At 43.3% G+C, this 26164-nt stretch carries 21 protein-coding genes and 1 riboswitch; of the genes, 9 read left to right on the forward strand and 12 right to left on the reverse strand.

What is annotated here, in order from left to right:
* The 5 genes from hutU to cls form a co-directional block, all read right to left on the reverse strand.
* A complete protein-coding gene (gene hutU, locus ACFO3D_RS08000) occupies positions 1-1647 on the reverse strand; it encodes a urocanate hydratase (protein ID WP_390294572.1) in 1647 nt (548 codons plus the stop codon).
* Positions 1640-3160 (reverse strand): histidine ammonia-lyase, encoded by a 1521-nt coding sequence (hutH, locus tag ACFO3D_RS08005; RefSeq protein WP_390294574.1) that lies wholly within the window; start codon positions 3158-3160, stop codon positions 1640-1642. The genes hutU and hutH overlap by 8 nt, the downstream gene beginning before the upstream one ends.
* An 844-nt stretch (positions 3161-4004) precedes the next feature.
* The gene (locus tag ACFO3D_RS08010) at positions 4005-5426 is read right to left on the reverse strand and encodes an alanine/glycine:cation symporter family protein (RefSeq protein WP_390294576.1); all 1422 of its coding nucleotides are present in this window, start codon (positions 5424-5426) and stop codon (positions 4005-4007) included.
* A 237-nt stretch (positions 5427-5663) separates the two neighbouring features.
* Positions 5664-6185, reverse strand: a complete 522-nt coding sequence (locus ACFO3D_RS08015) for an acyl-CoA thioesterase (protein ID WP_390294578.1) — start codon at positions 6183-6185, stop codon at positions 5664-5666.
* Positions 6186-6245: 60 nt separating this feature from the next.
* Positions 6246-7688 (reverse strand): cardiolipin synthase, encoded by a 1443-nt coding sequence (gene cls, locus ACFO3D_RS08020; RefSeq protein ID WP_390294580.1) that lies wholly within the window; start codon positions 7686-7688, stop codon positions 6246-6248.
* A gap of 104 nt (positions 7689-7792) precedes the next feature.
* Here cls and ACFO3D_RS08025 point away from each other — a divergent pair, with 104 nt between their 5' ends.
* The gene (locus ACFO3D_RS08025) at positions 7793-8347 is read left to right on the forward strand and encodes a Rossmann-fold NAD(P)-binding domain-containing protein (RefSeq protein WP_390294581.1); all 555 of its coding nucleotides are present in this window, start codon (positions 7793-7795) and stop codon (positions 8345-8347) included.
* Position 8348: 1 nt separating this feature from the next.
* Here ACFO3D_RS08025 and megL read toward each other — a convergent pair whose 3' ends face one another.
* Positions 8349-9533: a methionine gamma-lyase gene (gene megL, locus ACFO3D_RS08030; RefSeq protein WP_390294583.1), complete on the reverse strand. Its 1185-nt coding sequence runs from the start codon at positions 9531-9533 to the stop codon at positions 8349-8351.
* 281 nt (positions 9534-9814) lie between these two features.
* On the opposite strand from megL, the gene rarD reads away from it, so the two are divergent.
* The 6 genes from rarD (at position 9815) to ACFO3D_RS08060 (ending at position 16656) form a co-directional block, all read left to right on the forward strand.
* Complete coding sequence (gene rarD, locus ACFO3D_RS08035; protein WP_390294586.1) at positions 9815-10726, forward strand: EamA family transporter RarD; 912 nt, start codon at positions 9815-9817, stop codon at positions 10724-10726.
* A gap of 72 nt (positions 10727-10798) precedes the next feature.
* Positions 10799-10916: riboswitch (SAM riboswitch) on the forward strand.
* A gap of 160 nt (positions 10917-11076) precedes the next feature.
* Entirely contained in the window at positions 11077-12837 is a 1761-nt protein-coding gene (locus ACFO3D_RS08040; protein WP_390294588.1) for a PLP-dependent aspartate aminotransferase family protein, read from the forward strand.
* A gap of 18 nt (positions 12838-12855) precedes the next feature.
* On the forward strand, positions 12856-13890 hold the full coding sequence (gene metX, locus ACFO3D_RS08045) for a homoserine O-acetyltransferase MetX (RefSeq protein ID WP_390294590.1): 1035 nt from the start codon (positions 12856-12858) through the stop codon (positions 13888-13890).
* Entirely contained in the window at positions 13890-14876 is a 987-nt protein-coding gene (locus ACFO3D_RS08050) for a homoserine dehydrogenase (protein WP_390294592.1), read from the forward strand. Before metX ends, ACFO3D_RS08050 begins: the two co-directional genes overlap by 1 nt.
* A 231-nt stretch (positions 14877-15107) precedes the next feature.
* On the forward strand, positions 15108-16004 hold the full coding sequence (locus ACFO3D_RS08055) for an SGNH/GDSL hydrolase family protein (protein ID WP_390294594.1): 897 nt from the start codon (positions 15108-15110) through the stop codon (positions 16002-16004).
* A gap of 13 nt (positions 16005-16017) precedes the next feature.
* The gene (locus ACFO3D_RS08060; protein ID WP_390294597.1) at positions 16018-16656 is read left to right on the forward strand and encodes a YpmS family protein; all 639 of its coding nucleotides are present in this window, start codon (positions 16018-16020) and stop codon (positions 16654-16656) included.
* A gap of 25 nt (positions 16657-16681) precedes the next feature.
* Here ACFO3D_RS08060 and ACFO3D_RS08065 read toward each other — a convergent pair whose 3' ends face one another.
* On the reverse strand, positions 16682-17668 hold the full coding sequence (locus ACFO3D_RS08065; RefSeq protein ID WP_390294599.1) for a helix-turn-helix transcriptional regulator: 987 nt from the start codon (positions 17666-17668) through the stop codon (positions 16682-16684).
* A gap of 545 nt (positions 17669-18213) precedes the next feature.
* On the reverse strand, positions 18214-18840 hold the full coding sequence (locus tag ACFO3D_RS08070) for a hypothetical protein (RefSeq protein WP_390294601.1): 627 nt from the start codon (positions 18838-18840) through the stop codon (positions 18214-18216).
* 267 nt (positions 18841-19107) lie between these two features.
* On the opposite strand from ACFO3D_RS08070, the gene ACFO3D_RS08075 reads away from it, so the two are divergent.
* Together ACFO3D_RS08075 and ACFO3D_RS08080 are read left to right on the forward strand one after the other, a co-directional pair.
* Positions 19108-19500 carry a DUF1259 domain-containing protein gene (locus tag ACFO3D_RS08075; protein WP_390294603.1) on the forward strand — a complete coding sequence of 131 codons (393 nt, stop codon included), beginning with the start codon at positions 19108-19110 and terminating at the stop codon, positions 19498-19500.
* Between the two features lie 175 nt (positions 19501-19675).
* The gene (locus ACFO3D_RS08080) at positions 19676-21298 is read left to right on the forward strand and encodes an ABC-F family ATP-binding cassette domain-containing protein (protein WP_390294605.1); all 1623 of its coding nucleotides are present in this window, start codon (positions 19676-19678) and stop codon (positions 21296-21298) included.
* A gap of 643 nt (positions 21299-21941) precedes the next feature.
* Here ACFO3D_RS08080 and ACFO3D_RS08085 read toward each other — a convergent pair.
* The 4 genes from ACFO3D_RS08085 to ACFO3D_RS08100 all read right to left on the reverse strand — a co-directional run bounded on the left by ACFO3D_RS08085 (position 21942) and on the right by ACFO3D_RS08100 (position 26068).
* A complete protein-coding gene (locus ACFO3D_RS08085; protein WP_390294607.1) occupies positions 21942-22970 on the reverse strand; it encodes an ABC transporter ATP-binding protein in 1029 nt (342 codons plus the stop codon).
* Positions 22971-23090: 120 nt separating this feature from the next.
* Positions 23091-24107 carry an ABC transporter ATP-binding protein gene (locus ACFO3D_RS08090; protein ID WP_390294609.1) on the reverse strand — a complete coding sequence of 339 codons (1017 nt, stop codon included), beginning with the start codon at positions 24105-24107 and terminating at the stop codon, positions 23091-23093.
* A 13-nt stretch (positions 24108-24120) separates the two neighbouring features.
* Positions 24121-25140, reverse strand: coding sequence for an oligopeptide ABC transporter permease (opp3C, locus tag ACFO3D_RS08095; RefSeq protein ID WP_390294613.1), 1020 nt, complete (start codon positions 25138-25140; stop codon positions 24121-24123).
* 1 nt (position 25141) lies between these two features.
* Positions 25142-26068, reverse strand: a complete 927-nt coding sequence (locus ACFO3D_RS08100; protein ID WP_390294615.1) for an ABC transporter permease — start codon at positions 26066-26068, stop codon at positions 25142-25144.
* Positions 26069-26164 lie beyond the last annotated feature (96 nt).

Consider the following 26164-nt stretch of genomic DNA (forward strand, 5'->3'; position numbering starts at 1 on the left):
CTATTTTTGTATTGGAATTGTAATGTTATGGTCGGAAGCAAATTCCTGTGCCTTCTCATATCCTGCATCGGCATGACGTATAATGCCCATTCCAGGGTCGGTCGTCAGCACGCGTTCAAGCCGTTCTTTTGCCAGCTCAGTTCCGTCAGCGACTGCGACCATTCCGGCATGAAGTGAATATCCCATTCCAACGCCACCACCATGGTGAAAAGAAATCCACGATCCGCCTGCCGCTGTATTGATCAAGGCGTTCAGTACAGCCCAGTCGCCAACTGCATCACTTCCATCCTTCATTCCTTCTGTCTCACGGTTTGGCGACGCGACCGATCCACAATCCAAATGGTCACGTCCAATTACAATCGGCGCTGAGAGTTCGCCTTTTTGGACTAATTCATTAATCGCAAGCCCCATTTTCACCCGCTCCCCATATCCGAGCCAGCAAATTCGGGAAGGTAATCCCTGAAAAGAAACCTGATCCTGTGCCATGTCAATCCAACGAATCAGTGCCTCATTCTCCGGAAAAAGTTCTTTAATCAGCTGATCAGTCCGGTAAATATCCGCAGGGTCCCCGGAAAGTGCCGCCCAGCGAAATGGGCCCTTACCCTCGCAGAACAGCGGCCGGATATATGCTGGTACAAAGCCTGGAAAATCAAACGCATTACTGAGGCCTTCATCTTTGGCAACCTGACGGATATTATTTCCGTAGTCAAACACGACCGCTTTTTTCTCCAGATAAAGAAGCATTGCCTCCACATGGCGCTTCATACTGCTTTTAGAGAGACTAATATATTTATCCGGATCCTCTTTTCTAAGAGTAGTAGCCTGCTCAACGGTATACCCTACCGGTACATAACCATTAAGCGGATCGTGAGCCGAGGTCTGATCTGTCACGATATCGATCTGAATATCTTTTGAGAGAATTTCGTGGTGAATTTCAGCAGCATTTCCGACGAGACCAATTGAAAGGGCATCACCTTTCTGTTTCGCTTCATTTGCAAGTTTAATAGCTTCGTCCAGGCTTTCGGTCATGACATCACAATAGGCTGTATTAATCCGTTTCTCAATTCGGCTCTTATCCACTTCGACAGCAATTACAACGCCCTCATTCATGGTAACAGCTAACGGTTGGGCACCACCCATACCCCCAAGTCCGGCAGTCAGGGTGATTGTATGTTTCAGCGAGCCATTGAAATGTTTCCTTGCCAATGCTGCAAATGTCTCGTAGGTTCCCTGAAGAATTCCCTGGGTGCCGATATAAATCCAGCTTCCAGCAGTCATCTGACCGTACATCATAAGCCCCTTTTTATCGAGTTCGTGGAAGTGGTCCCAGTTTGCCCATTTTGGAACAAGTACTGAATTCGATAAAAGAACACGGGGGGCATGCTTGTGCGTACGGAATACACCGACCGGTTTGCCAGACTGTATCAGCATTGTTTCGTCGTTTTCCAGATTTCTCAGTGTGTTGACGATCGCGTCGAATGCCTCCCAGTTGCGGGCGGCTTTCCCGATTCCCCCGTAAACAACGAGTTCATCCGGGTTCTCAGCTACCTCGGGATCAAGGTTGTTGTACAACATCCGCAGTGCCGCTTCCTGTTCCCAGCCCTTACACTCCAGTTCCAGGCCTTTCTTTGCCGTCACTTTACTCATGTAAAACCCCACCTTTTTGTTTAATTTCACTTTCTTCCTTATTTTTCAGCCAGTCGGCCAGGTCTTCTATATCAGGTGAAAAAACACGATCTTTGGTGATCCCTGCGACAATCGTGCGGGCTTTTTCGTAAAATTCTCTTGTAGCACTAGCCATTTTCTCCACACCCCGGTACTCTGTGGCCTGCATTGCACAAATAAGCTCGATGGCGATAACACGCCGTGCGTTCTGCAGCATCGTCAATGCATGCCGGGCTGCAATCGTGCCCATGCTGACATGATCTTCCTGGTTTGCTGATGAAGGAATCGAGTCGACACTTGCCGGATGGGCCAGCGTCTTATTTTCCGAGACGAGAGACGCTGCGGTATACTGCATAATCATCGCTCCCGATTCAAGCCCAGGATTCGGGCTTAGGAATGGCGGAAGATCGTTCAGTTGCGGGTTCACTAGCCGCTCAATCCTGCGTTCTGCTATATTGGCAGTTTCCGAGATTCCAAGTTTCAAAAAATCCATCGCGAATGCTATCGGCTGACCGTGAAAATTACCTCCTGATACAACCTTATCTTCTTCTGAAAAAATCAGCGGGTTATCTGTTACCGCGTTCACTTCAGTTGCCAGTTTTTCTTTTGCATAATTAAGGGTTTGCCATGAGGCCCCGAGAACCTGAGGAATACACCGTAAAGAATATGCATCCTGGACCCTTACTTCTCCTTGCCTGGTTGTAAGGTTGCTATCACTTAAATACGATCGGATACGTGCTGCTGTCTCAATTTGTTCCTGATGACCGCGAACCTGGTGCAAGTCATGATCAAAAGCATCGATAATTCCATTAAGCCCTTCTAGCGTCATGGCTGCAACCAGCTCACTCTGCTTAAGCAGTTTTTCCATTTCAAAATAGGCAATAACCCCGACGGCTGTCATGGCCTGTGTTCCATTAATCAGCGCCAGTCCCTCTTTTGCCTTAAGCCTCAAAGGTACGATTCCGGCATCCTCCAGAGCACCAGTAGCCTGCATCCGTTTTCCCTGATAAAAAACTTCTCCCTCCCCAAGCAGTGCCAAGGCCAGATGAGATAACGGAGCCAAGTCTCCGCTGGCGCCAAGTGACCCCTGCTGTGGAATCACAGGGTGGATACCGGCGTTCAAAAAGTCGATGAACTGGTTGACAAGCTGTGGCCGGACACCAGAATAACCCTTAATTAACGCGTTCGCTCGCAACAGGAGCATTGCCCGGCTTATTTTTTCCGAAAATGGATCACCCACCCCGCATGCATGGGAGTGAATCAGGTTAAGCTGCAGGTCATCCAGGTCATCCTCAGCAATCACTACATCGCTGAACTTGCCGAACCCTGTGTTAATTCCATACATGGTTTTTTTCTCGCTGATGAGCTTTTCAATTGTTTTCCTGTTGTCCCTGATGGTTTCCTCCGCGCCCTTGGCCAAACTTACCTGCTCATTGTCCAGAACGATTCTTTTTACCTCATCGAGGGTGAGTTCCCCTCCGGTCAGAATAATCATATTACACCTCCGTATCACTGCTTTATAGGGATAAAGCAGACAAAATAAAAAGAGGCTATGGTCGCTGAACCATGCCTCTCGTGTATTGACGATTTTTTGGTGTATGTCTTCTTTCCCCAAATGAAAACATATGCCCACCTCTAATTAATTTTTTCCTTACGTATAGTGTAAGCGCTTACCGAATGAGATGCAAGGGATAATTTAAATTAAAGGTAATCTAAGGCTCTTTTCATAAATCTTATGGTTCACTTACCTTCGCAATGGATATATACTGCGGATTAGCTAGCAATGTTGATTTCCGCTTCGCGCAGTCGCTTTCACCACTCCTGGTGCAAGTACGACATCTGCTCATAACTTCGCAGTATCTCCTTTGCCGCCTGGCAACGCTTCAACTTCCTCGGAAGCAAAAACCGCTTCCTGCGGGATTTTCAGCTGTTGCTTCGACGAACATGACGTTCTAGTACCGGCGTTGGTCACAGGACGTGACCGTTTTTAGCCGGTGACCCGCAGGAGTCGACTGCCCTTCGCTCCAATCAACCTAAAACTGTGCACTATTCTTTTGTGATTTTATAAATACAAATCAGCAACTGTTATAGGATAAAAGCACAATATCAGCGAAGGGAATACACGAAGACTCCAACGGGAAAGCGAAACGTTGAGACCCCACAGCGAGCGTTCTCTGCGAGCGAGGAGGCTCAGCGCGAGCCCGTGGAAAGCGTAGTGTATTTCCGAAGCGGTATACTACGTCGCAGTTTATAGCTTTTATGTCAAAAACAGTGGATTTAAACCTTCTAAAAAAACTGCCTGCATCCTTATACAGGAAGCAGGCAGTTTGTCTTTTTAATTATTCGTTAGTGGTGTTACGTTCACGACTCCAAAGTTCTACACCTGTTGGGTCCTCGAGAGTATCCCGATAAAAAACAGGATCCTTTCCTTGTTTACGCTGTCTGGTGTAATCCCGTAAAACGCGATCAGCGACTTTATACAATCTCGTAATTGCGTACAGGTTAATCAATGCCATAATTCCCATTGTCAGATCAGCCATTGCCCAAACAAGGTCAAATGTGGCGATTGCGCCAAACACTACCATGGCAAGCACTGCAAGTCGGTAGATGAACAATGCTACTTTACTTTCCTTAATGTATCCAATGTTATTTTCCCCATAGTAATAGTTACCAAGGATGGAACTATATGCAAAGAAGAAAATCGCGATAGCAATGGATACTGCAGCCCAGTCTCCGATATGGAACTCAAATGCTGCCTGCGTCAACTGAATACCGTCTTCCTCGCTTCCTGCATATCCACCAGCAGAAATAATAATAAAAGCAGTCGCACTACAGATTAAAATTGTATCAAAGAATACACCAAGTGCTTGAATCAACCCTTGTTTAGCAGGGTGGGAAACCTCAGCAGTTGCAGCAGCGTTAGGGGCACTACCCATACCAGCTTCATTGGAGAATAGTCCACGCTTAATTCCCATCATGATCGCAGCACCAAAACCACCACCGGCAATTTCACGGATTCCGAACGCATTCGCGAAAATTAGCGAAACCATATCCGGTACGGCAGCGATATTGATGATAAGCACATAAATAGCAATAAAAATGTACAGTACTGCCATGATTGGTACGATAAATTGTGTAACATTCGCAATGCTTTTCAGCCCACCAAAGATTACAATGGCAGTTAAAATAACTAGAACTACCGCAATCCAGCCACGACTGATATCAAACTCGCCATTGAACGCTAAACTTATGGTATTTGATTGAACCGAGTTGAATACAAGCCCATATGTAAACGTAATGGTGACAGCAAATACGATGCCTAGCCAGCGGTTTTTAAGACCTTTTTCAATATAGTATGCTGGCCCCCCGCGGTATTGATTGGTTTCCGGTACTTTATATACCTGGGCAAGTGTACTTTCCACAAATGCGGTTGCAGATCCAAGAAGTGCAATCAGCCACATCCAGAACACTGCACCGGGTCCACCAAGCGCAACTGCAGATGCAACTCCAGCCAGGTTCCCTGTTCCCACACGGGACGCTGCACTGATGGCAAATGCCTGGAATGAGGAAGTACCTTTTTTACCGGCGGATGTTATCGAACGTTTGTCAAAAATCACCCGGAACATTTCACCGAACAGGCGAAATTGGACAAAACCTGTTTTAATTGTAAACCATAAACCGAGTGCAATTAGAACAGCAATAAGGACATATGTCCACATAATTTCATTTGCTACTCCAAGCAAATCTTCAAAAAAACCCATGAGAACGTGTTCTCCCTTCCATTTTGTTAACCCTTTCAAGTTATTTACCCATAACTAATAAAACCTACTCTTCCAATTTAACGGAAAATCCAATTAATTTTGGGTTCACATTTTTTAAAAAAATTTCAGAACTATTAGGCTAGTGACATATTCATTCAAGACAAAAGAAGCCACAATGATGGCTTCCCAAACATCATTTTACCTGAGCGATTAAAATGTAACAATGGAAATATTATCCTAAAACTCCCTGTCCCATGGAAAGTCCGTCCCAAACGTCTCGGCCAGCTCGTACGAATGTTTTCTCCTGGCCTTCCGCTGTTCAGCGCGTGCAGGGGCAGCTTCATGAAGTTTCTTTTCCTGATCAGTTACTGGATAAACAGGTGGAACAGTAGTCGGCCGTCCATCATCATCCACCGCTACAAATGTTAGAAAAGCAGTGGTACATACTTTACGCTCACCTGTGAGCAAGTTTTCAGTGACCGCTTTTACAAAAACCTCCATTGATGTAGTATGCGTCCAGGTTACGAAGGCTTCCACACATACCGAGTCGCCTTCCCTGACCGGTGCAAGGAAATCGACCGAATCAGTCGATGCAGTTACAACCGGTTTTCTTGCATGACGTACCGCCGCAATCGCTGCCACATCATCAATATGAGCCATTAATTTTCCACCAAATAAAGTCCCGTGTGTGTTCGTATCAGGCGGCAGGACGTGTGATGTTTTGACTGTTAGGGATGTTGTGCAAGGTTTAGCGTCCATATTCATACCTCCCATGAATTTCTTTTTTACCTACCTTCCCCATTTCTGCAGGGATTACTCTCAGAGAATCGGCGACAGAAGTCGGGAAATCGCCTCTTTGATCCGGATTCCAACTGTTCGCTTATCATATAATTTTTTTGTCATTTGGGTGGAAAGCGTTATATCATGATTAAACTCGTTAAGCAACTGTTGCGCAATTTTTTTATCGTATAAAAAAGCATTGACTTCAAAATTCAGCCGGAAGCTCCGGAAATCGATATTAGCGGTCCCAACGGATGCTATCTTTCCGTCAACGACCAGGGTTTTCGCGTGAAGAAATCCATTCTGGTAGACATATACTTCCGCCCCAGCATTTAGCAGATCACCAATGTTGGAGAGCGTTGCCCAATAAACAAACGGATGATCCGGCTTGTTTGGAATCATAATTTTCACCTTAACACCGGATAGAGCTGCAATCTGTAATGTGTCACGCAGGCTTTCATCTGGGATAAAGTACGGGGTTTGAATATAAACATATTCTTTTGCCGACATAATCATTTTGATATAGCCATTCTTGATTTGTTCCCAGTCGGAATCCGGCCCGCTGGAGACGATTTGTACGCCTACATCCCCGTTGCCTTTCGTATTATAATAGCGCTCATCATATAAAATATCATTACGAGAAGCCTGATTCCAGTCCAGGATAAATCGCGTCTGCATATTCTCCACCGCTTCGCCGGATATACGAAGATGTGTGTCCCGCCAGTAGCCAAATTTCTTGTCCTTACCGAGATATTCATCGCCGATATTAAACCCGCCGATATACCCTATACGACCATCAATAATCGCGAGTTTCCGGTGGTTCCGGTAGTTTATTTTAAGATTGACTTTAGGGATTTTCGGCGGAAAAAAAGCCTCTACCTGGGCTCCCGCTTTTCGCAGTCTATTAATGAACTTCTTGCTCATTCTCCGTGACCCCATATCATCGTACAGGACACGGACTTCCACACCCTCATTAGCTTTCTTGATTAACACATCGGCAATTTTTTTACCTAACTGGTCATGCCGGATAATATAATAAAGCAGATGAATATGATCGCTTGCCTTCTCCAGATCTTTCAGCAGGGCGGCGAATTTCTTTTCCCCATCTGTGTAAATATCCACACTGTTGTCCTGAGTGAATATCGCGTCATCATTCCGCAAATGCAGATAATAGAGGTCCTTATACTCCATCAAATCCTCATGCTTAAAATGAAACGTGTTGTTCTCTATCGACCGCAACTGCTGCTGTACAGCCTTCTTTACGCCAAGCTTGCTTTTGGTATCCCATGTAAAAATCCGCTGGGAGCTTATTCGTTTTCCGAAAATCAGATATAGAATAAACCCTGCAATTGGCACGAAAAGCAGCACCATCAGCCATGCCCATGCAGCACTGGCGTCCTTCCGCTCCAGAAAGATGATGGTCAGGGCCAATCCTAAATTTAAAATTAAAATTAATCCTAAAAAGATCGAAAGTAGACTCACTTGTATATTCTCCCCTAACCGAAGTATCACATTATGCTTAATATAGCACAAAATGACCGTTTACGTTACTCTGGAAACAACCACTCAAAAAAAGGTGATGGATTATGAAGAACGGTTATGTGCTTGTAATTGGCGGAAGTGGCATGCTCCGTAAAGTATGCCACTATCTTAACGAAAAAAACGGTGATGTTTTTGTTATCGGACGGAACCGTTCCAGACTTGAAGCTGTTAAAAATAGCGGCAGGTATCCTGAACGTTTACATGGGATTTCAGTTGATTATGAAGACAGTACCCGTTTTGGTGCCGCACTTGCGGATTTATTCAATAAACATGGGACACCGGGATTGGTTGTTTCCTGGATTCATTCCACAGCACCAGATGCGCTGCCTTTACTTAAGGATATGATAACAGAGCATGTTTTAAACGCCGATTGGAGATTATTCCATATACAGGGTAGTGCCCGTTTTTTTGAAAAAGAAAACACCTCTGTACCGGGGAATTGCCTGTACAGACGTGTTTATCTTGGTTTTATACTGGATAATGACCAGTCCCGCTGGCTGACTCATGATGAGATTTCTAATGGTGTCATTGAAGCAATCGATAGCGACCAAGAGGAGACAGTGGTCGGAACATTGGAACCGTGGGCCAAACGCCCCTAAGTTACAGGCTGTCGAGCGCTTGTTCAAGGTCAGCCCAGATGTCCTCCCATGCCTCAAGCCCGGCAGATAGCCTAATTAGCTGATCGGTTATACCCATTTCCAGTCTTGTCTCTTCCGGAACCACCGAATGGGTCATCGTTGCCGGGTGCTGAATTAATGTCTCAGCATCTCCAAGGCTGACGGCAATCTTGATGAACTTCAGGCTGTTCAGCAATCGCTGTGCATCCTTTTTGGACCCTTTGATTTCAAAAGAAACTAATCCACCACCACGCTTCATCTGCTTCTCCCGGATAGGATAATCAGAATGCTCCTCATCATTTGGATAATATACGTTTGCCACTTTAGGATGGCTGCGCAGTTTTTCAAAAAGTTTTTCAGCATTGTCACAGTGTCGATCTACTCTTATCGGCAAAGTTTTCAATCCTCTAATCAGCAGCCACGCATCAAATGGCGCCATTACTCCGCCGATATCTTTTAGCGTAGTCATTGCAACCTCATCGAGAAATTCCTTTTTCCCAACTGCCAGACCGGCAATCACGTCACCATGACCGCCAATGTATTTAGTCGCACTATGGAGCACTACATCACACCCAAGCTCCAGCGGCCGCTGCAGATATGGTGATGAAAAGGTATTATCAACAACGACTGGAATACCTTTTTCATGAGCAACTTCAGCAACCATTTTCAGGTCAATCAGCTTCATTGTCGGGTTAATCGGTGTTTCAACATAAATACACGCGGTTTCCGGCCTGACTAGCGCCCGAATTGCATCCTTGGACTCCATCGTCGAAAAATCGTGTTCAATATTGTATTTTTCTTTCATCATCGACAGCAGGCCATACGTACAGCCATACAATCCTGATGAACATAATATATGATCATTAGCTTTGGTAAGAGCAATCAGTACTGCAGAGACTGCTGCCATACCTGAGCCAAATGCCAGACCCCGCTCGCCGTTCTCAAGTTCAGCTATTTTTTCCTCCAGAATGGTTACCGTCGGATTACCCAGCCGGGTGTAAATGTAGCCCTCTTCCTCCCCGGCAAACCGCCGCTCCCCCTGCTCAGCGGTTTCAAATGTAAAGGTTGACGTCTGAAATAAAGGCGAAGCAAGACTGCCTAGCATTTCCTTGGCATCATAGCCCGCATGTATTACCGACGTCTCAAAATGGTTATATTTTTTTTCCATTCTAATATCCTCCCAGAACTGCATTTTTAAAACCCATATACTACTATTCTATTGTATTAAGGGTAAATTTGAAAGCGTTTTCTTTTATTTAGATTAGGCAGAGTTATTGCTATTTTGCCGGTTTAGTTCTAGAATTGGCTTATTTAAATGAGGACTCGCTCGGCTTCGGGGTGGTGTCGTTCGACTTTCCGGGGTGCTCGCTCGACTTTGGGCCAGCTCGCTCGAGTTCCACGTGATTCTTCCAATTTATTCATAGTTTTACAGAACGGGAGGCTTTCAGAATGAATCAGGATAGTAAGGCAGGAATATTATATGCAGCAGGAGCCTATCTACTTTGGGGTTTTCTGCCGATCTACTGGAAGCTGGTAAACGAGGTCCCACCTGGTGAAATACTCGCGCACAGGATAGTATGGTCATTTATTTTTATGATAATAGTCGTCTTGTTTGTACGAAAATGGAAGTTGTTTCTTAAAGAATGCGTGGTTATTTTAAAAGACAGGAAGAAATTAATTGGCATCACCCTGGCTTCAATCGTAATAAGTATTAATTGGTTATCATACATATGGGCAGTAAACAACGACCACGTCATTCAAGCGAGTCTGGGATATTACATTAACCCGCTCGTGAGTATTCTCCTTGGAATGATTGTGCTAAAAGAAACGCTGACACGGCGGCAGACGCTTTCGTTTGTTCTTGCAGCAATCGGCGTGACCTACCTGACTGTCAGTTACGGTGTATTTCCATGGGTGTCGCTGACTCTGGCTTTCAGTTTTGGCATGTACGGCCTGCTGAAAAAAATGGTCGATGTCGGAGCTATGTTCGGTCTAACAATAGAAACGATGATTGTAACGCCAATCGCACTTATTTTCCTGTTGGCGGTTCCGGACAGTTCCTTGTTGTCGGCCGACACCATGATTTCCGCTACTGGACTTCTGTTGTTTGGTGCAGGAGCAGTAACTGCGATCCCACTCCTGCTTTTTGCTAGTGGTGCGAAAAAAATTCCGCTCTCGATGGTCGGGTTTCTTCAGTATATCGCTCCGACCATTATGCTTATTCTAGGCGTGTTTGTGTATGATGAGACATTTTCACGTGCGCATTTAATTTCTTTTTCCCTGATATGGGTGGCTCTAATTATTTATATGGGATCTGCACAACGCCGACCACTCCGGCATAAAAGAGCTATAGAAAAATAAATTTTCAGAAATAGCTTGACGGATGACGAACTGCAGGTCTATAATGTTCATTAACTTAATAAAAAGTTACATCTCTTATCAAGAGCGGTGGAGGGAATAGGCCCTGTGAAGCCCGGCAACCTTAACGGCAAAATCATTTTGCTTAGTAAGGTGCTAAATCCTACAGGTCATTAGATCTGGAAGATAAGAGGAGGATCGGTTACATACGAAGCCCTCTTCTTAGGAAGAGGGCTTTTCTTATTTCTCCTCTTCCTCCAGATAAAGCAAAAGCGGAAGCAACCAATCAGCAACGATAAGAGCTTGAAGTGGCTAACGTGATTGCTAGTTAAAATACTAAGGAGGAATTATTAATGTCCAATTTTAATCTTCAAAATCCAGAAACTCTATTACTGCATGGTGGCCAGGAACCCGATCCTGCAACAGGATCCCGTGCGGTACCAATCTATCAGACTACTTCTTACGTTTTCAAAGACACGGAACATGCACAAAACCTGTTCGGCCTTAAGGAACCGGGCAATATTTACAGCAGGATTATGAACCCAACAGTTGATGCATTTGAACAGCGTATCTCCCTTCTCGAGGATGGGGTCGCCGCAGTCGCGACATCTTCCGGAATGGCCGCAATCACCCTGGCAATTTTAAATCTTGCCAGCAATGGTGATGAAATTATCGCTGACAGCAATCTTTATGGCGGAACATATAACTTATTTGCGAACACACTTCCGCGTTACGGAATCAATGTTATTTTTGTCGACGGTACAAAGCCGGACAGTGTTCGGAACGCCATTACTCCAAATACAAAAGCAATTTTTGGCGAAATCATTACCAATCCAAGTCTGAATGTATTTGACGTAGAGACAATTGGGGAAATTGCCCATGAAAATAACATTCCGCTTATCATTGACAATACTTTTGCCACACCATATGTAACAAAGCCACTTTCCTGGGGAGCAGATATTGTTGTTCACTCAGCTACCAAATGGATTGGCGGTCATGGAACAGCCATTGGCGGCATCGTTGTAGACGGTGGAAGATTTGACTGGGGCAACGGTAAATTCCCTCAGTTTACCGAACCGGATCAAAGCTACAATGGTCTACGCTATGTCGACGTTGGACCGGCAGCGTTTGCCACCAAACTAAGGGTCCAGCTGCTCCGCGATATCGGTGCATGCCTGAGCCCGCAAAATGCCTTCCTGCTTTTACAGGGACTTGAGACACTGCATCTGCGGATTGAGCGTCATAATAAAAATGCACAAGAAGTGGCTGCCTACCTGCAGGAACACCCAGCAGTTGAGTGGGTCAACTACCCGGGGCTTAGCGACCACCCATCAAACCAGTTAGCTGAAAAATACTTTCAGAATGGCTATGGATCTATTATCACATTCGGAATCAAAGGCGGCCGTGATACAGGCAGAAAATTGATTGACAGCATTACTCTCTGGTCACATGTTGCCAATGTCGGAGATGCGAAATCACTTATCATCCATCCTGCTTCAACTACACACCAGCAGCTTGGACCGGAAGACCTTCAGAAAAGCGGTGTTACGGAAGAACTTGTTCGTCTTTCTATTGGCCTTGAATCAACGAAAGATATACTGGCAGATTTGGATCAGGCGATCAGCAAAGCAACAGGTGAGGATGAAACATTCCAAACAACTGAGGAAGATGCAATCAACTGGCTGCTTTCCTCTCCATTTGCACGTGAAGACGGCGGAATCCGGAAAAAAACTGTAGCAGTATATGGCTTGGATAAACCGGTTGGCGATTTCGCTGACAAAATTAAAAAACTTGGTCAGTTTGGTTATGACATAGTGCCTGTTGGCCAATCAGGTGAAGAAATAGTTGGCAAACAGCCAGTGGAACAACTTAACGATATTCCATCGCCTGTTGACGCGGTACTAGCTTCCAATACGCCGCTCCCAGCAGAACTAATCGAACAGTTCATTAATAAGTCAGGAAAAATACTATGGGTTGAGAATCCGGATGGCAGCGACCAGACACTTCAACATGCAGAGGCGGCAGGAATTACTACTATTAGCGGAAAAAACGCTTATGATGAAGCGGTGCGTATCCGGTCCAACGGCAAACAGAAAGTATTAACACAAGTCTAAAACATGGGGGTGGGCGAGATGCTCAGCATTAATCAAACATCACAAACAGGGCGTGCAGCAGTCGGCCCACTCAAACTGGAATCTGGAATAGTACTTGAGGATATAACCTTACAGTACGAAATGGCGGGGCCAAGTCATGCGCCAGTCATCCTGGTATGCCATGCATTAACAGGAAACCATCAAGCAATCGGGACGGAAGAGCACCCTGGCTGGTGGAGCGGATTAATTGGCCCCGAAAAATATATTGACACAGAAAAGTACCGGGTTCTTACATTTAATGTTTTGGGAGGATGTGACGGATCAACAGGACCAGCATCCACCAATCCTCAAACAGACCTGCCTTTTCGTACTTCTTTTCCAGAAATCACGGTCCGGGATATGGTTCATGCACAATTTCAGGCACTGGATTACTTAAATATAACTTCAATTGATACGGTTATTGGCGGTTCTCTTGGTGGTATGCAGGCGATGGAATGGGCGCTCCTTTATCCGGAGACGGTCGAGAAGCTGATAATCCTAGCTTCCACGCCTGTCTTTTCCTCCTACGGGATAGCGTTCAATCACATTGCCAGTTCAGCCATCAAAAATGATCCCTCCTGGCAAGGGGGCAACTATACAGACAATACGGTCAACGGACTTGCAATAGCCCGGATGGTTGGGATGATCACGTACCGAAGTCCCCAACTGCTTGAAGAAAGATTCGGTCATAACCGTTCGGACGTCACCTCCTATCTTGATTATCAGGGTGAGAAACTGATAAATCGATTTGATCCGAACAGTTACCTTTATTTACTGCAAGCGATGAATGGCCATGATATTGGCCGGAATCGGGACGGGTGGCAGAATGCTGCGAATAAGCTGACCCAACCTGCCCTGCTGCTTAGTTTTGATAAAGATTTGATCTATGAACCAGACAAAGTGCATTTATTTTCCAGGGCATTACCCAACAGCATCTACAGACATATAGAAACTGATTTTGGTCATGATGGTTTTTTGACTGAATTTCCAAAATGGGGCGGAATTGTCCATGATTTTTTAAAGGAGGCTGACTGATGAAGCCAATTAACGTGGCCTTGATTGGCCTGGGAACCGTGGGATGCGGCGTATATCAGACTTTCCATATTCACAAGGAGCGGCTTGAAGAACTTGCCGGCTCACCTATCTGCATCTCAACCATTGTGATCGAACATCCGGAGAAGCATAACAAGCTTCCACCTGAAGTTAACGTGACAACTGACCTCCTGGCAGTGGCAAATGACCCCGAGATTGATGTCGTTTTTGAAGCAATCGTTGGCAAAGAACCCGCATTTTCCTTTCTCAAAAAATGCATTGCTGGAAAAAAACATGTAATCACTGCCAATAAGGAGATGTTCGCTGCCCACGGTAAAGAGCTGAAATCACTCGCTGAAAGTTACGGAACCAAAATTGGGTTTGAAGCGACTACTGCTGGTGGGATACCTATTATCCAAACAATTCAGCAACTCCTGCAAGCAAACCAAGTAAAATCCGTGCAGGCCATCCTGAACGGTACCAGCAACTTTATCCTGACAGCGATGCGGGTTGAGGGCCTTACTTTTGCAGAAGCGTTAAGCAACGCCCAAAAATGGGGTTATGCGGAAGCCGATCCCACTAACGATGTAGAAGGATATGACGCACTATATAAACTGCAGATTTTAAGTGACCTTATTTTCCGGGAACAGCCAGAAACCGGCCGTGTAAAACGTTTAGGAATACGGGACATTACAGCTGATAAAATTACAAAATCGCAAAAATCCTGTGAACGAATCAAACATGTTGCAACACTGGAGTATGATTCGAAGGGTAACCTGACCGGCTCAGTAGAACCATTATCATTGGAAGAAAACCATCCATTATATGCGGTAGAGGGAGTAAACAATGCCATTTATCTTAAGACTGATATTCTCGGCGATTTGACATTGACAGGTCCAGGAGCCGGTGCTTTTCCTACTGCAAGCGCGATGGTTGAAGACTTTTGTACCATTTTGAAAAAAGAACAACATTTAACGGTTTTAAGTTAAATTAAAAATTAAACAAGAGATTCGTCTTCCATGGAGGCGGATCTTTTTGTTTGGACATATTATAAATAGGGAATACTGTTTCTTTTAAAGGGATTGTTATTAAATCGAAATATGTCATGAAGATACTTGTCAAAAAAAGTGGGTACATATATAGTATTATCCGGATATGTATAAGACAAATTGTCTTTTCCGTATATATTGAATAATACAAGAATACAGGTGTGAGTACACATGCAGAAACGATACAATTTCATTATTTTGGGTATACTGCTTATAGGTTTAATTGCTGGGGCGATTTGGGCGCTGTCACAGGAAAATGAGCATACAGTAGAGCCAAAGGATAGACAGGAAAAGGAAGAACAAGAAAAGAGTGAACCTGAGGAAGAAGAGAAAGACAGACAAACCGATGCTGAGAAAGAAGCAGAAGAAGAGCCGATAAGTGAACTAGGGGAAATAATCAGTGAAGCTGTCCAGCAGACGATTGACTTGTTTACCAATAAGGAAACACACGTAGTTGCGATTGGAGATTCACTGACCCAGGGTGTCGGTGACCAAGTCGTCGAGGGTGGCTATGTCAGTATTCTAGATAAAGCTATCAATCAGGAAGACAACAAACTTGTAACTTTTGAGAATTATGGTAAACGTGGCATCCGTTCTGACCAGCTGCTGGAACGTCTTCATAAACCTGAAATCGCCCAGTCGGTAAGGCAAGCTGATATCGTGCTAATTACAATCGGTGCTAATGATATTATGAAGGTTGTAAAAGAGAACTTTACAGACTTATCACTTAAGGACTTTTCCGGAGAAAGAACAGATTATAAGGACCGCTTAAAAGCCATTATCGACCGGATAGATGAATTGAACTCAGGTGCAGAAATATATCTGCTCGGTTTTTATAATCCGTTTGAAAAGTATTTTAAGGATCTCAAAGAACTTGGTATTATTGTAGAGAATTGGAACAAGGTCGGGCAAACACTCGCCGAAGAGTATGAGGATGTGACATATATCCCAACCGAGGACCTTTTCGACGACCCCAACACCGATTTATTCTCGGAAGATAATTTTCATCCGAATCATCTTGGCTATCAGCGAATGGCGCAGCGTGTCTTGGAATATATAACTGAGTAAGGGAGGAAGTGGGATGGCTGAATCCAGAAAAAGAAGGAATAAGTGGAAGCGGCTTTTTCTCGGCTTATTAATCGTAAATATCGTAGTGTTTGCAGCCATTATAGCACTAATTTTCTGGCCAGTTTCCGGAACAGACCGGCCACCTGCCGTTGAGGAAGATACACAGCCAAGTTCGGAATTTATTGTACGAACCACGAAAAATAATCTTAATGAACTTGTAAATGCCTATATTGATAAACTCCTCCGTGGTACCAATCACCATTATTCGGTCTTACTGGAGGAAGATGTGCACTTGATTGGTGAACTTCCTGTGTTTTCATCAACGGTCCCGCTCTCCGTACACTTTGAGCCATTTGTACAGAAGAATGGTGATGTAGTCCTTAAGCAGAAGTCCATTTCAATCGGGTTATTGCAATTACCCAATCAAAAAATAATGGAGTATATGAAAAAATATTTACCAATGCCTGAATGGGTTTCAATCAACCCAAAAGAAGAAGAAATTTATTTGGCTGTAACCGATATGGAAATCCGCAGTAATTTTGAAGTAAGTGTAGAGCACATCGACCTTGAGGCAAATAATCTAGCATTTAAATTCAGGATTCCGTATGAAACATTGGGAATAGAGACAAGGCAGCAGGAAGTCGGAAATTAATCCCCGGCTTCCATTTTGTTTGTTATTATTCATATACCTCACTCATTTCTTTTATTTTTGACTTCACTTTATCGGTCAGATGGTCCGGAGAAAGGACTTTTGCCTGATTTCCCCATGTAAGAATCCAGTTTACAAGCCCGTCCGAAAGTTTGGCCTTTGTAGACAATACAAAATGGTGATCATCAAGTTCCCTTATATCAGCATCCTGTCCGAAACGGTCTAGAACTACGTTAACCATATTATTATGGAAACGGATTTTCATCCACATTTCCTGCCCAGAAAACATATGGAAACTCTGATTCACATAATCATGCAAATTAAGGTCTGCCGCCCTGATGAAACTTTTTTCACTAACCTCGATATTGCGGATCCGGTCCAGCCGATAATGCCGTAATTCATCTGTTTCCTGAAATCGCCCAATCAGATAGTAATAGTCGTTTTGCCAAATAAGAGCATAAGGCTCCACAAGATAACGGTCACCATTTCGGTGATATTCAAATTCTTTCTTTACATTAAACTTTCCATACTGATAAGTAAGGACCTTGTTCTCAGAAATTGCCCGGTGAACACAGTCGATATTCAGCTTCACCAACTCATAATCCATATTAGCGGTCTGTTCGAACAGAATTGGTTCAGGCAGAGTCTTCGCGATATTTTTGCTGGTCAACTGTTTGACTTTTTTAATCAGTTTTTCTTTTTCTTTTGTGGTAATAAAGCGTGCTGAAAGGATAGCATCAATAATTAAACGTAACTGGTATGTTTCGAATATCCTGGCTTGGTGGCTGAATAGCGTTTTTCCAAACCTCCCTGTGTTCCGGACGATTTCGAAATCCATATCATCAAGTGTTTCGAGATCACGCTTAATTGTCCGCTTATCAAATAAACCTTCATCCCCTGTCAGGTTTCTTAATTTTTCACTCAATTCATTTATATCCAATTCATTATATTCGTCTGTTTCATTAAATAATATGTCCCGTATTGCCAGCAATCGGTAATTACTTCCGCGTTCCAATTAATAATCCCCCTTTAAAGCCATAGTTTGATGTTGATAAATACATATGGCTGTTTTCTAAAAGATTGTTGATTTTGACACAAATGATATAAAATGCGAAGTAACTCGTAGCTTCGCTCCGGAAATACACTACGCTTTCCGCGGGCTCGAGCTGAGCCTCCTCGTTCGCAAAGAACGCTCACTGCGGGGTCTCAACGTCTTCGCTTTCCCGCAGGAGTCTTCGTGTATTTCCTTCGCTATTATTGAGCTTCGTATGTGTATGGATTGAGCCTGAGTTTTTTTATTCTAAGGTGCTTTATTAGGAATAGCTTATTTCTTATCCTCAGAACTATAAAAGCGTAGTCAGAATGCGTAGACTCCTGCGGGAACAGCACGTGTCCGAAGACCCCGCAGCGGCGACTTTACCGCGAGGAGTCTGAGGCCGTGCCCGCGGAAAGCGAAGCGTTCTGACGAAGCGATAGGTACGGCTATTATGTCCCATTTTATATCTAATGCAAATACAAATTTTTTAAGAAAAAAGAACCTTACATTAATGTAGGGTTCTGCTACCTGATGACAAGCTGTTTAACTTTCTTGGTTATTAAAAAGATAAATGAATCCTTTGTTATTTCCGCATTCGTTTTCTTATATGTTTGCCCCGTTTCCATAGCTTCCTGGTAACAATGAAGCGGACCCTGATACAGAAGTTGGAGGCCACAGTGGTTACGTATATCCGCCGGTGTAATAAAATGAATAGGTTTATTAAATTGCAACGATTCAATCCCATTTAGTACGGTTGCCACAAACTGTGAGCAGAACAGGGCGTCTTCCCTATTAATCTCAACCTGCAGGAATACACCAAACAAGCCGAGAAAATTATATTTATAGTTGCTTTTTTGCTTCTCTATTTCCTTAATTCTTTCCTTCACCTTATACCAGTCACTTTCTGACAACTGATATGAATAAACTGCACAAGCAGAATTCTTAAGAAAATCACTTTTAATATCCTCTTTTACAAATCCGCCAATAAACGGATTACGAGGCCTTTTTCTCCCGAAACTATATACTTCATTCAGTTCAGGTTCAAATGCAAGTGAAACATGATTTAAAGGTTGTTTTGTTACATAATTGATGAGCCGGGATAGATATGTCCCTGTATCTGTAAAGAGAAAATAGATCGCTTTCTCCCCCATTAGATCCCCCTCCGCTAAGCTACCCAGATAGAAATACTTCTTCCTGAACACTATATATGTCGTTAATTAATTGTTACATATATCATATGAAAAATATAGTGCTTTTTACACTATTTTTGGAAAAAAATGAAATTCTGATATTATGTTCTGTTTTCTAAGATAGCTGGAAAACCAGTTTGATACATCTATCTGAAGGCAATAGAACTAACAGCAAGGTTGAATTTAAAGACTATACCCTCTAAACTACTTGAAAGGAGTTATTATCAAATGGCTGATATTAATAAAATAGCAGAGAAGTTTGGAGAAATTCTGGATGTTGAAACGGAAGTTGAAGATGGTATGTGTGAAGCGGAAAAAGACCGTGATCTAGATGTTACCGTCCAGGGACGGCCATTTAAAAGCGAACTAAGTATGGAAATCCACTTTGAGGCATTAGAAGATGACGGGAGAGCACTCAATCACGCCGAGATTGTGTTATTGCCAGATGAAGTCCCAGAGTATACTAAAGCATTGGGTAAAAATAATTTGACGATTAGCGCACTCCATAACCACTGGTTATTCGCTGAACCGAGTATTAAGTATCTGCATGTTCAATCGGTGGAAAAGCCGGAAGAATTTGCTCAGAAACTAGCTAATGCCAACAAGGTATTGAAAAAATAACGTGGCAAGGAAAACCTGTTCCTTTCTCAGGAGCAGGTTTTCTTTACTGAAATCCTTATTTCATGGGTTTCATTACCACATACTATTCCCCCTCCCTTCACTTAAAACATTGACTAAATGCCTAAAATCCCGTAAGCTTAACTTTGATTATATTTTATTGGAGGAAACAACCAGAATGATAAATGTTACAAATGTAAGTTTACGATATGGCGATAAAAAGCTGTTTGAGGATGTTAATCTGAAATTCACTCCTGGAAACTGCTATGGCCTGATTGGTGCTAATGGTGCAGGAAAATCGACATTTCTTAAGGTTCTGTCGGGTGAAGTCGAACCGCAGTCCGGTAATGTTTCCTTATCACCGGGCGAACGGATGGCTGTGTTGAAGCAGGATCACTTTGCATATGAAGAGCATGAGGTTCTTGAGACTGTCCTAATGGGGCATGAACGTTTATATAAAGTAAAAGAAGAAAAAGATGCCATTTATATGAAACCAGAATTCTCCGAAGAAGATGGTATGCGTGCAGCAGAACTGGAAGGCGAGTTCGCTGAAATGAATGGTTGGGAAGCTGAGTCAGATGCCGCTGTCCTTTTGAAAGGACTTGGTATTGATGAGTCACTTCATTCGTTAAAAATGGCTGACCTTGCGTCTGACCAAAAAATCAAAGTGCTTCTCGCGCAAGCATTGTTCGGTAACCCGGACATCTTACTGCTGGATGAGCCGACAAACGGTCTTGATATTCAGGCAATCCAATGGCTTGAGGAATTCCTGATCAACTTTGAGAATACCGTTATTGTTGTTTCCCACGACAGACATTTTCTTAATAAGGTATGTACCCACATTGCTGATGTGGACTACGGGAAGATCCAGATTTATATCGGAAACTATGACTTCTGGTATGAATCAAGCCAACTTGCTTCAAGAATGGCACAGGAAGCGAACAAGAAAAAGGAAGAGAAAATTAAAGAATTACAATCCTTTATTGCCAGATTTAGCGCAAATGCCTCTAAATCGAAGCAGGCAACATCAAGGAAAAAGCTTCTTGAGAATATTACACTTGATGATATTAAACCATCATCCCGTAAATATCCGTACATCGCATTTTCCCCGGACCGCGAAATCGGCAACGACCTGCTTAGAGTCGAAGGCCTTACGAAAACAGTCGGTGGCGTTAAAGTCCTTGATAATGTCAGCTTTACAGTAAATAAGGATGACAAGATTGCGTTCGTCGGCAAAAATGATATAGCAAAGACAACACTATTTAAAATAATTATGGGAGAAATGGACCCTGATGCTGGTACTTATAAATGGGGAGTTACCACATCTCAGTCCTATTTCCCTAAAGATAATAGTGAATACTTTGAAGGTAACGATTTGCCACTAGTTGACTGGTTGAGACAGTATTCCCCTGAGGATGAGACTGAAACATTCCTTCGTGGATTCCTGGGCAGAATGTTGTTTTCTGGCGAAGAGGCACTTAAAAAAGCAAGTGTCCTTTCAGGTGGCGAAAAAGTACGCTGTATGTTGAGCAAGATGATGCTTTCCGGCGCTAACGTACTTGTCCTTGATGAACCAACCAACCACCTTGATCTAGAATCAATCACAGCACTGAATAATGGCCTTGTAAAGTTTAAAGGTTCTATGTTATTCACATCCCATGACCATCAGTTTGTTCAGAGTATCGCCAATCGTCTGATTGAGATTACCCCTAATGGACTTGTTGATAAGGAAATGAGTTACGATGAATATATCGCGGATAAGAAGCTTCAAAAAGAAATTACGCAAATGTACGCTTCGTAATAAATAAAGAGGCCGCAACAAAAAATTATAAATCATAAAAAATCCTAACCATCACCTTAGATAGTCAGGATTTTCTATAAACTGCGACTTAAAGGTGAGCTTGATTTCCGCTTCAGGCAGTCGCTTTCACCACTCCGGGTACAAGGTCAACATCTGTTCGGGCAAAAGCCCTCACAGTGTTTCCTTTGCCACGGGCAACGCTTCAACTTCCTCGGAAGAAAACCACTTCCTGCGGGATTTTCAGCTGTTGCTTTTCCCGTTGGAGTCACCTGCCTTCCACTCCAATCAACGCTATGCTAGCGGAGGAAATGCACGCAGACTCCTACGGGAAAGCGAAGACGTTGAGACCCCGTAGCGAGCGTTCTTTGCGCGCGAGGAGGCTTAGCGCGAGCCCGAGGAAAGCGAAGTGTATTTCCGCAGCGGCATAGACGCTCCTCTCAAGAGTTCAGCATTGAGTTTTCACAACGTCGCTTTTTATATCAACTCTGATGTAAGAAGCACCTAGAAGAGGGTAACATTATAGACTTCCAACTCTTAATCGTTTGTCTTTAGTAAGAAAAGATTGGTTATGGCCCAGCCTCTTTTTCTATTAATTAGAGAAAAGGACTCCTGGTTATATTGAACCGGGAGTCCTTTTTTGTAATTAATGCGCTTGTACTGTTCCTTGATTTTCACGCTTTTTATATTCATCATTATATTTATCGTTATATAGATGACATGCAACCCAGTGATCCTTCTTATACTCCTGCCATTCTGGAACCACTTTCGCACAAACATCCATTGCATGTGGGCAACGTGTACGGAAACGGCAACCACTTGGAGGTGCAATTGGACTAGGCACATCCCCTTCAATAACAATCCGTTCACGTGAACGTTCTATTTCAGGGTCAGGCAAAGGAATCGCAGACAATAATGCTTGAGTATATGGATGCAATGGTTCCTCGTAAATATCATCACTGCTTGCCACTTCTGCCATGTTACCCAGATACATAACACCAACACGGTCACTGATATGCTTAACCATTGACAAATCATGCGCGATAAACAGATATGTTAATCCACGCTCACGCTGGAGCTTCTGCAGCAGGTTAACAACCTGCGCCTGAATAGAAACATCAAGTGCTGATATGGGCTCATCGGCAATGATGAAATCTGGGTCCACTGCAAGTGCACGTGCAACACCGATACGTTGACGCTGCCCACCACTGAATTCGTGCGGATAGCGGTCAGCGTGTTCCTTGTTCAAACCAACTGTCTTCAGCAGTTCATGAACTCTTTCTTTACGTTCTGTTTTATTTTTAACCAGATCGTGGATATCAAGGCCTTCAGCTATAATTTCCATAACTGTCATTCTTGGGTTTAATGATGCATAAGGATCTTGAAAAATCATCTGCATTTTCCGGTTGAAAATCTTAAGGTCTTTTTTTGACTTTTTATCGTGCACATTTACACCTTCAAAGTTCACTTCACCTTCAGTGGCGTCATATAAGCGCAAGATAGTTCTTCCAGCAGTTGATTTCCCACATCCGGACTCACCTACAAGCCCAAATGTCTCACCCCGATATATATCAAAACTTATACCATCGACAGCTTTAAGGATTTGTTTCCTGCCGACTTTAAAGTGTTTTTTCAAGTCCTTAATTTCAAGTAATTTTTCACCTGAGTGTGACACTTTTTCAACCCCCTTAAATTTGGAGACACTACATATTTCTAGTCTCTTTGTTTTATTTCTTACTCAGATGGCAAGGCCATTTAACTTCAATTTCTAGTAATTTGTGAAACTTAAAACCTGTTATCTTACTGATTTTATTGTTTCAGGAGGTTCCGTTTCAGGTGCACGCTCATCGAGTAGCCAGCAAGCTGCTGTTTGTGTATCACTAACTTCAAGATGTTCGGGCATGTGCTCCGTACATACTTTCATTGCATAAGGACACCGAGCAGCAAAAGGGCATCCTTTCGGCGGATCTGCTAGGTCAGGAGGTGTTCCCGGAATAGTCGCCAGGCCATCCTGTTTCTCATGCAGGCGGGGCATCGATGACAATAATCCCCAAGTGTAAGGGTGTTTTGGCTGATAGAAAATCTCATCAACTGTACCTACTTCAACAACTTTACCACCATACATAACCGCTACACGCTGAGCCATATTTGCTACGACACCAAGGTCGTGCGTTATAAGAATAATTGAGGTATCGCCCTCAGACTGCAAGTTCTTCATCAGTTCAAGAATCTGTGCCTGAATTGTAACATCAAGTGCTGTTGTCGGCTCATCAGCGATTAGAACCTTTGGATTACATGCCAACGCGATGGCGATTACCACACGCTGACGCATACCACCAGAGAATTGGTGAGGATATTGCTTTACACGTGTTTCTGCATTCGGGATACCAACCAGGTTAAGTAATTCAACTGCACGCTGTTTAGCCTGAGTCTTTGCCATGTTCTGGTGTTTGATTAAACCTTCCATGATCTGCTTTCCAATTGTCATTGTTGGGTTAAGCGAGGTCATAGGATCCTGAAAAATCATTGATATTTCTTTACCTCGGATACTTTCCATTTGTTTATCTGTATATTTAGCAAGGTCTTTACCTTCGAACTTAATTTCTCCTGTTTTTATCCGTGCTGCCGGTTTAGGGTTAAGCTGCATAATCGATTTGGATGTTACCGATTTACCGGAACCTGACTCCCCAACAATTGCAAGCGCTTCACCCTTTTTAAGTTTTAAATCAACTCCACGGACAGCTTTTACTTCGCCATTAAATGTATCAAACGATACATGTAAATTATTAATCTCTAAAATATTATTCTCCAACAATGTTCACCTCCTATTTTCTCATCTTCGGATCCATAGCGTCACGGAGACCGTCTCCAAATATATTAAACGCGAGCAATAGTAAACTGATTAGGACACCAGGGAATAATGCCTGATACGGGTGGAACTGAATCTGTTTGTACCCTTCGTTTATCAGGGCACCTAGTGATGCCTGTGGTGCAGGAACTCCCAGCCCGATGAAGCTCAAGAATGCTTCCGCGAAAATAGCACTCGGAATGCTGAACATCATCGTAATGATTATCATTCCCACAGTATTCGGAACAATATGTTTCCGGATAATTCTGCTGTGTTTAGCACCAAGCGCCCTAGCTGCAAGTGTAAATTCCTGTGTTTTCAATTGTAGGGTTTGACCACGTACAATTCTGGCCTGACTGATCCAGCCTGTGAACATAATCGCAAATATGATGGCAGTAAGACCAGGTTCGAGAACAACAATGAGCAGTATTACCAATACTAACTGAGGAATACCTATTAATATCTCGATAATCCGTTCCATCACGTCATCGACTCGGCCACCGAAATAACCGGAAATACCACCATAAATAACACCTATTATAATATCACCCACACCAGCCACAAGACCGATGAAAAGTGAAACTTTAGTACCTTCCCAAACACGAATCCAGAGGTCTCGGCCAAGTTTATCAGCTCCGAACCAATAGTTTTCTTCTACATTCCGTGCTTCGTACATATCGATACCATCCGTGTTTACCCCGGTAAACGGAAGCCAGGAAACATCAGACAGCCAGGAAACCTTTGGTGGCAGGTTTGAACGTATCAGTTCCTGGTCATCAATCGTTTCAGCTGGGCTGAAATACGGTCCGATATATGCCATTGCAACGATGGCCAAAATGACAAATAGGCCAGCCACTGCACCCTTATTCTTTTTTAAGCGGCGATATACATCCTGCCAATAACTAAGGCTTTCTCGGGTAATTTTTTCTTTCTTGTCCGCTTCAAGGTCGGCAGGCTCAAACATATCCTTTGTAATTTCATCTCTTGCTGTTGCCATATCAATCGCCACCTCCTAGACGGATTCTCGGATCAATAATTCCATAAACCATATCTGTTACGAAAATTGCAAAAATAAATAGGGCAGCAAATAGTATTGTAGTACCCATGATTACTGGATAATCGTTTGTGAAAATTGCTTCTACGAAAGTATCCCCAATTCCCGGTATAGCAAAAATCTGTTCAATAACGAGTGATCCCGTAACAATTGAAGCAGTTGCTGGCCCAACAATCGTTACAATTGGAATAAGTGCATTCCGAATGGAATGTTTCGCGATTACTGTAGATTTTTTCAAGCCCTTGGCTTTCGCAGTAGTGATATAATCTGCATTCAACACCTCAACAAGTTCTGTTCGCATGTAACGGGCAATAAGCGCTATCATAAATACTGCAAGTGAAATCACCGGCATGACATGATGCTGCCAGCTTTCCCAATAAGCAACCGGAAGCAAGTCCCATTTCAGGCCAAATAAGTATTGCAGAAGCTGGCCAAAAATAAAGGAAGGCACCGATATACCAAGAACAGCAAACAGTGTAGTTCCATAGTCAAGTGAAGTTCCCTGTCTCAATGCGGCAATAGCCCCAAGTAGAATTCCGAAAAACACCCCAACTATCATAGATTCTAACCCAAGTTGTGCCGAAACCGGCAATTTATTCGCTATGATAGTAGTCACATCCCGACCATCATACTGAAACGAAATACCTAATTTACCCTGAAAAATATTACCCAGATAACGGACATACTGAACAGGCATCGGATCATTTAAACCATATTGTTCATTTAATGCCTCAATTTGAGACTCTGTTAGTTTTTGAGCATTCTGATACGGTGTACCAGGCAGTGATTTAGTTATTACGAATGTCAAAGATATAATAACAAGCATTGTTAATACCATATATGCTAGACGTTTTAAAACGTACCCTGTCAAATTGTGACACCTCCCAAGTTTTAACTATATTTTCTAATTTCTAGGGGTAAAAGTCAATACAAATTTCGCTTTTTGAAATAATGGAAAAAATTATAT

Source organism: Virgibacillus kekensis (assembly GCF_042654125.1).
GTDB classification, from domain to species: Bacteria; Bacillota; Bacilli; order Bacillales; family Amphibacillaceae; genus Lentibacillus; species Lentibacillus kekensis.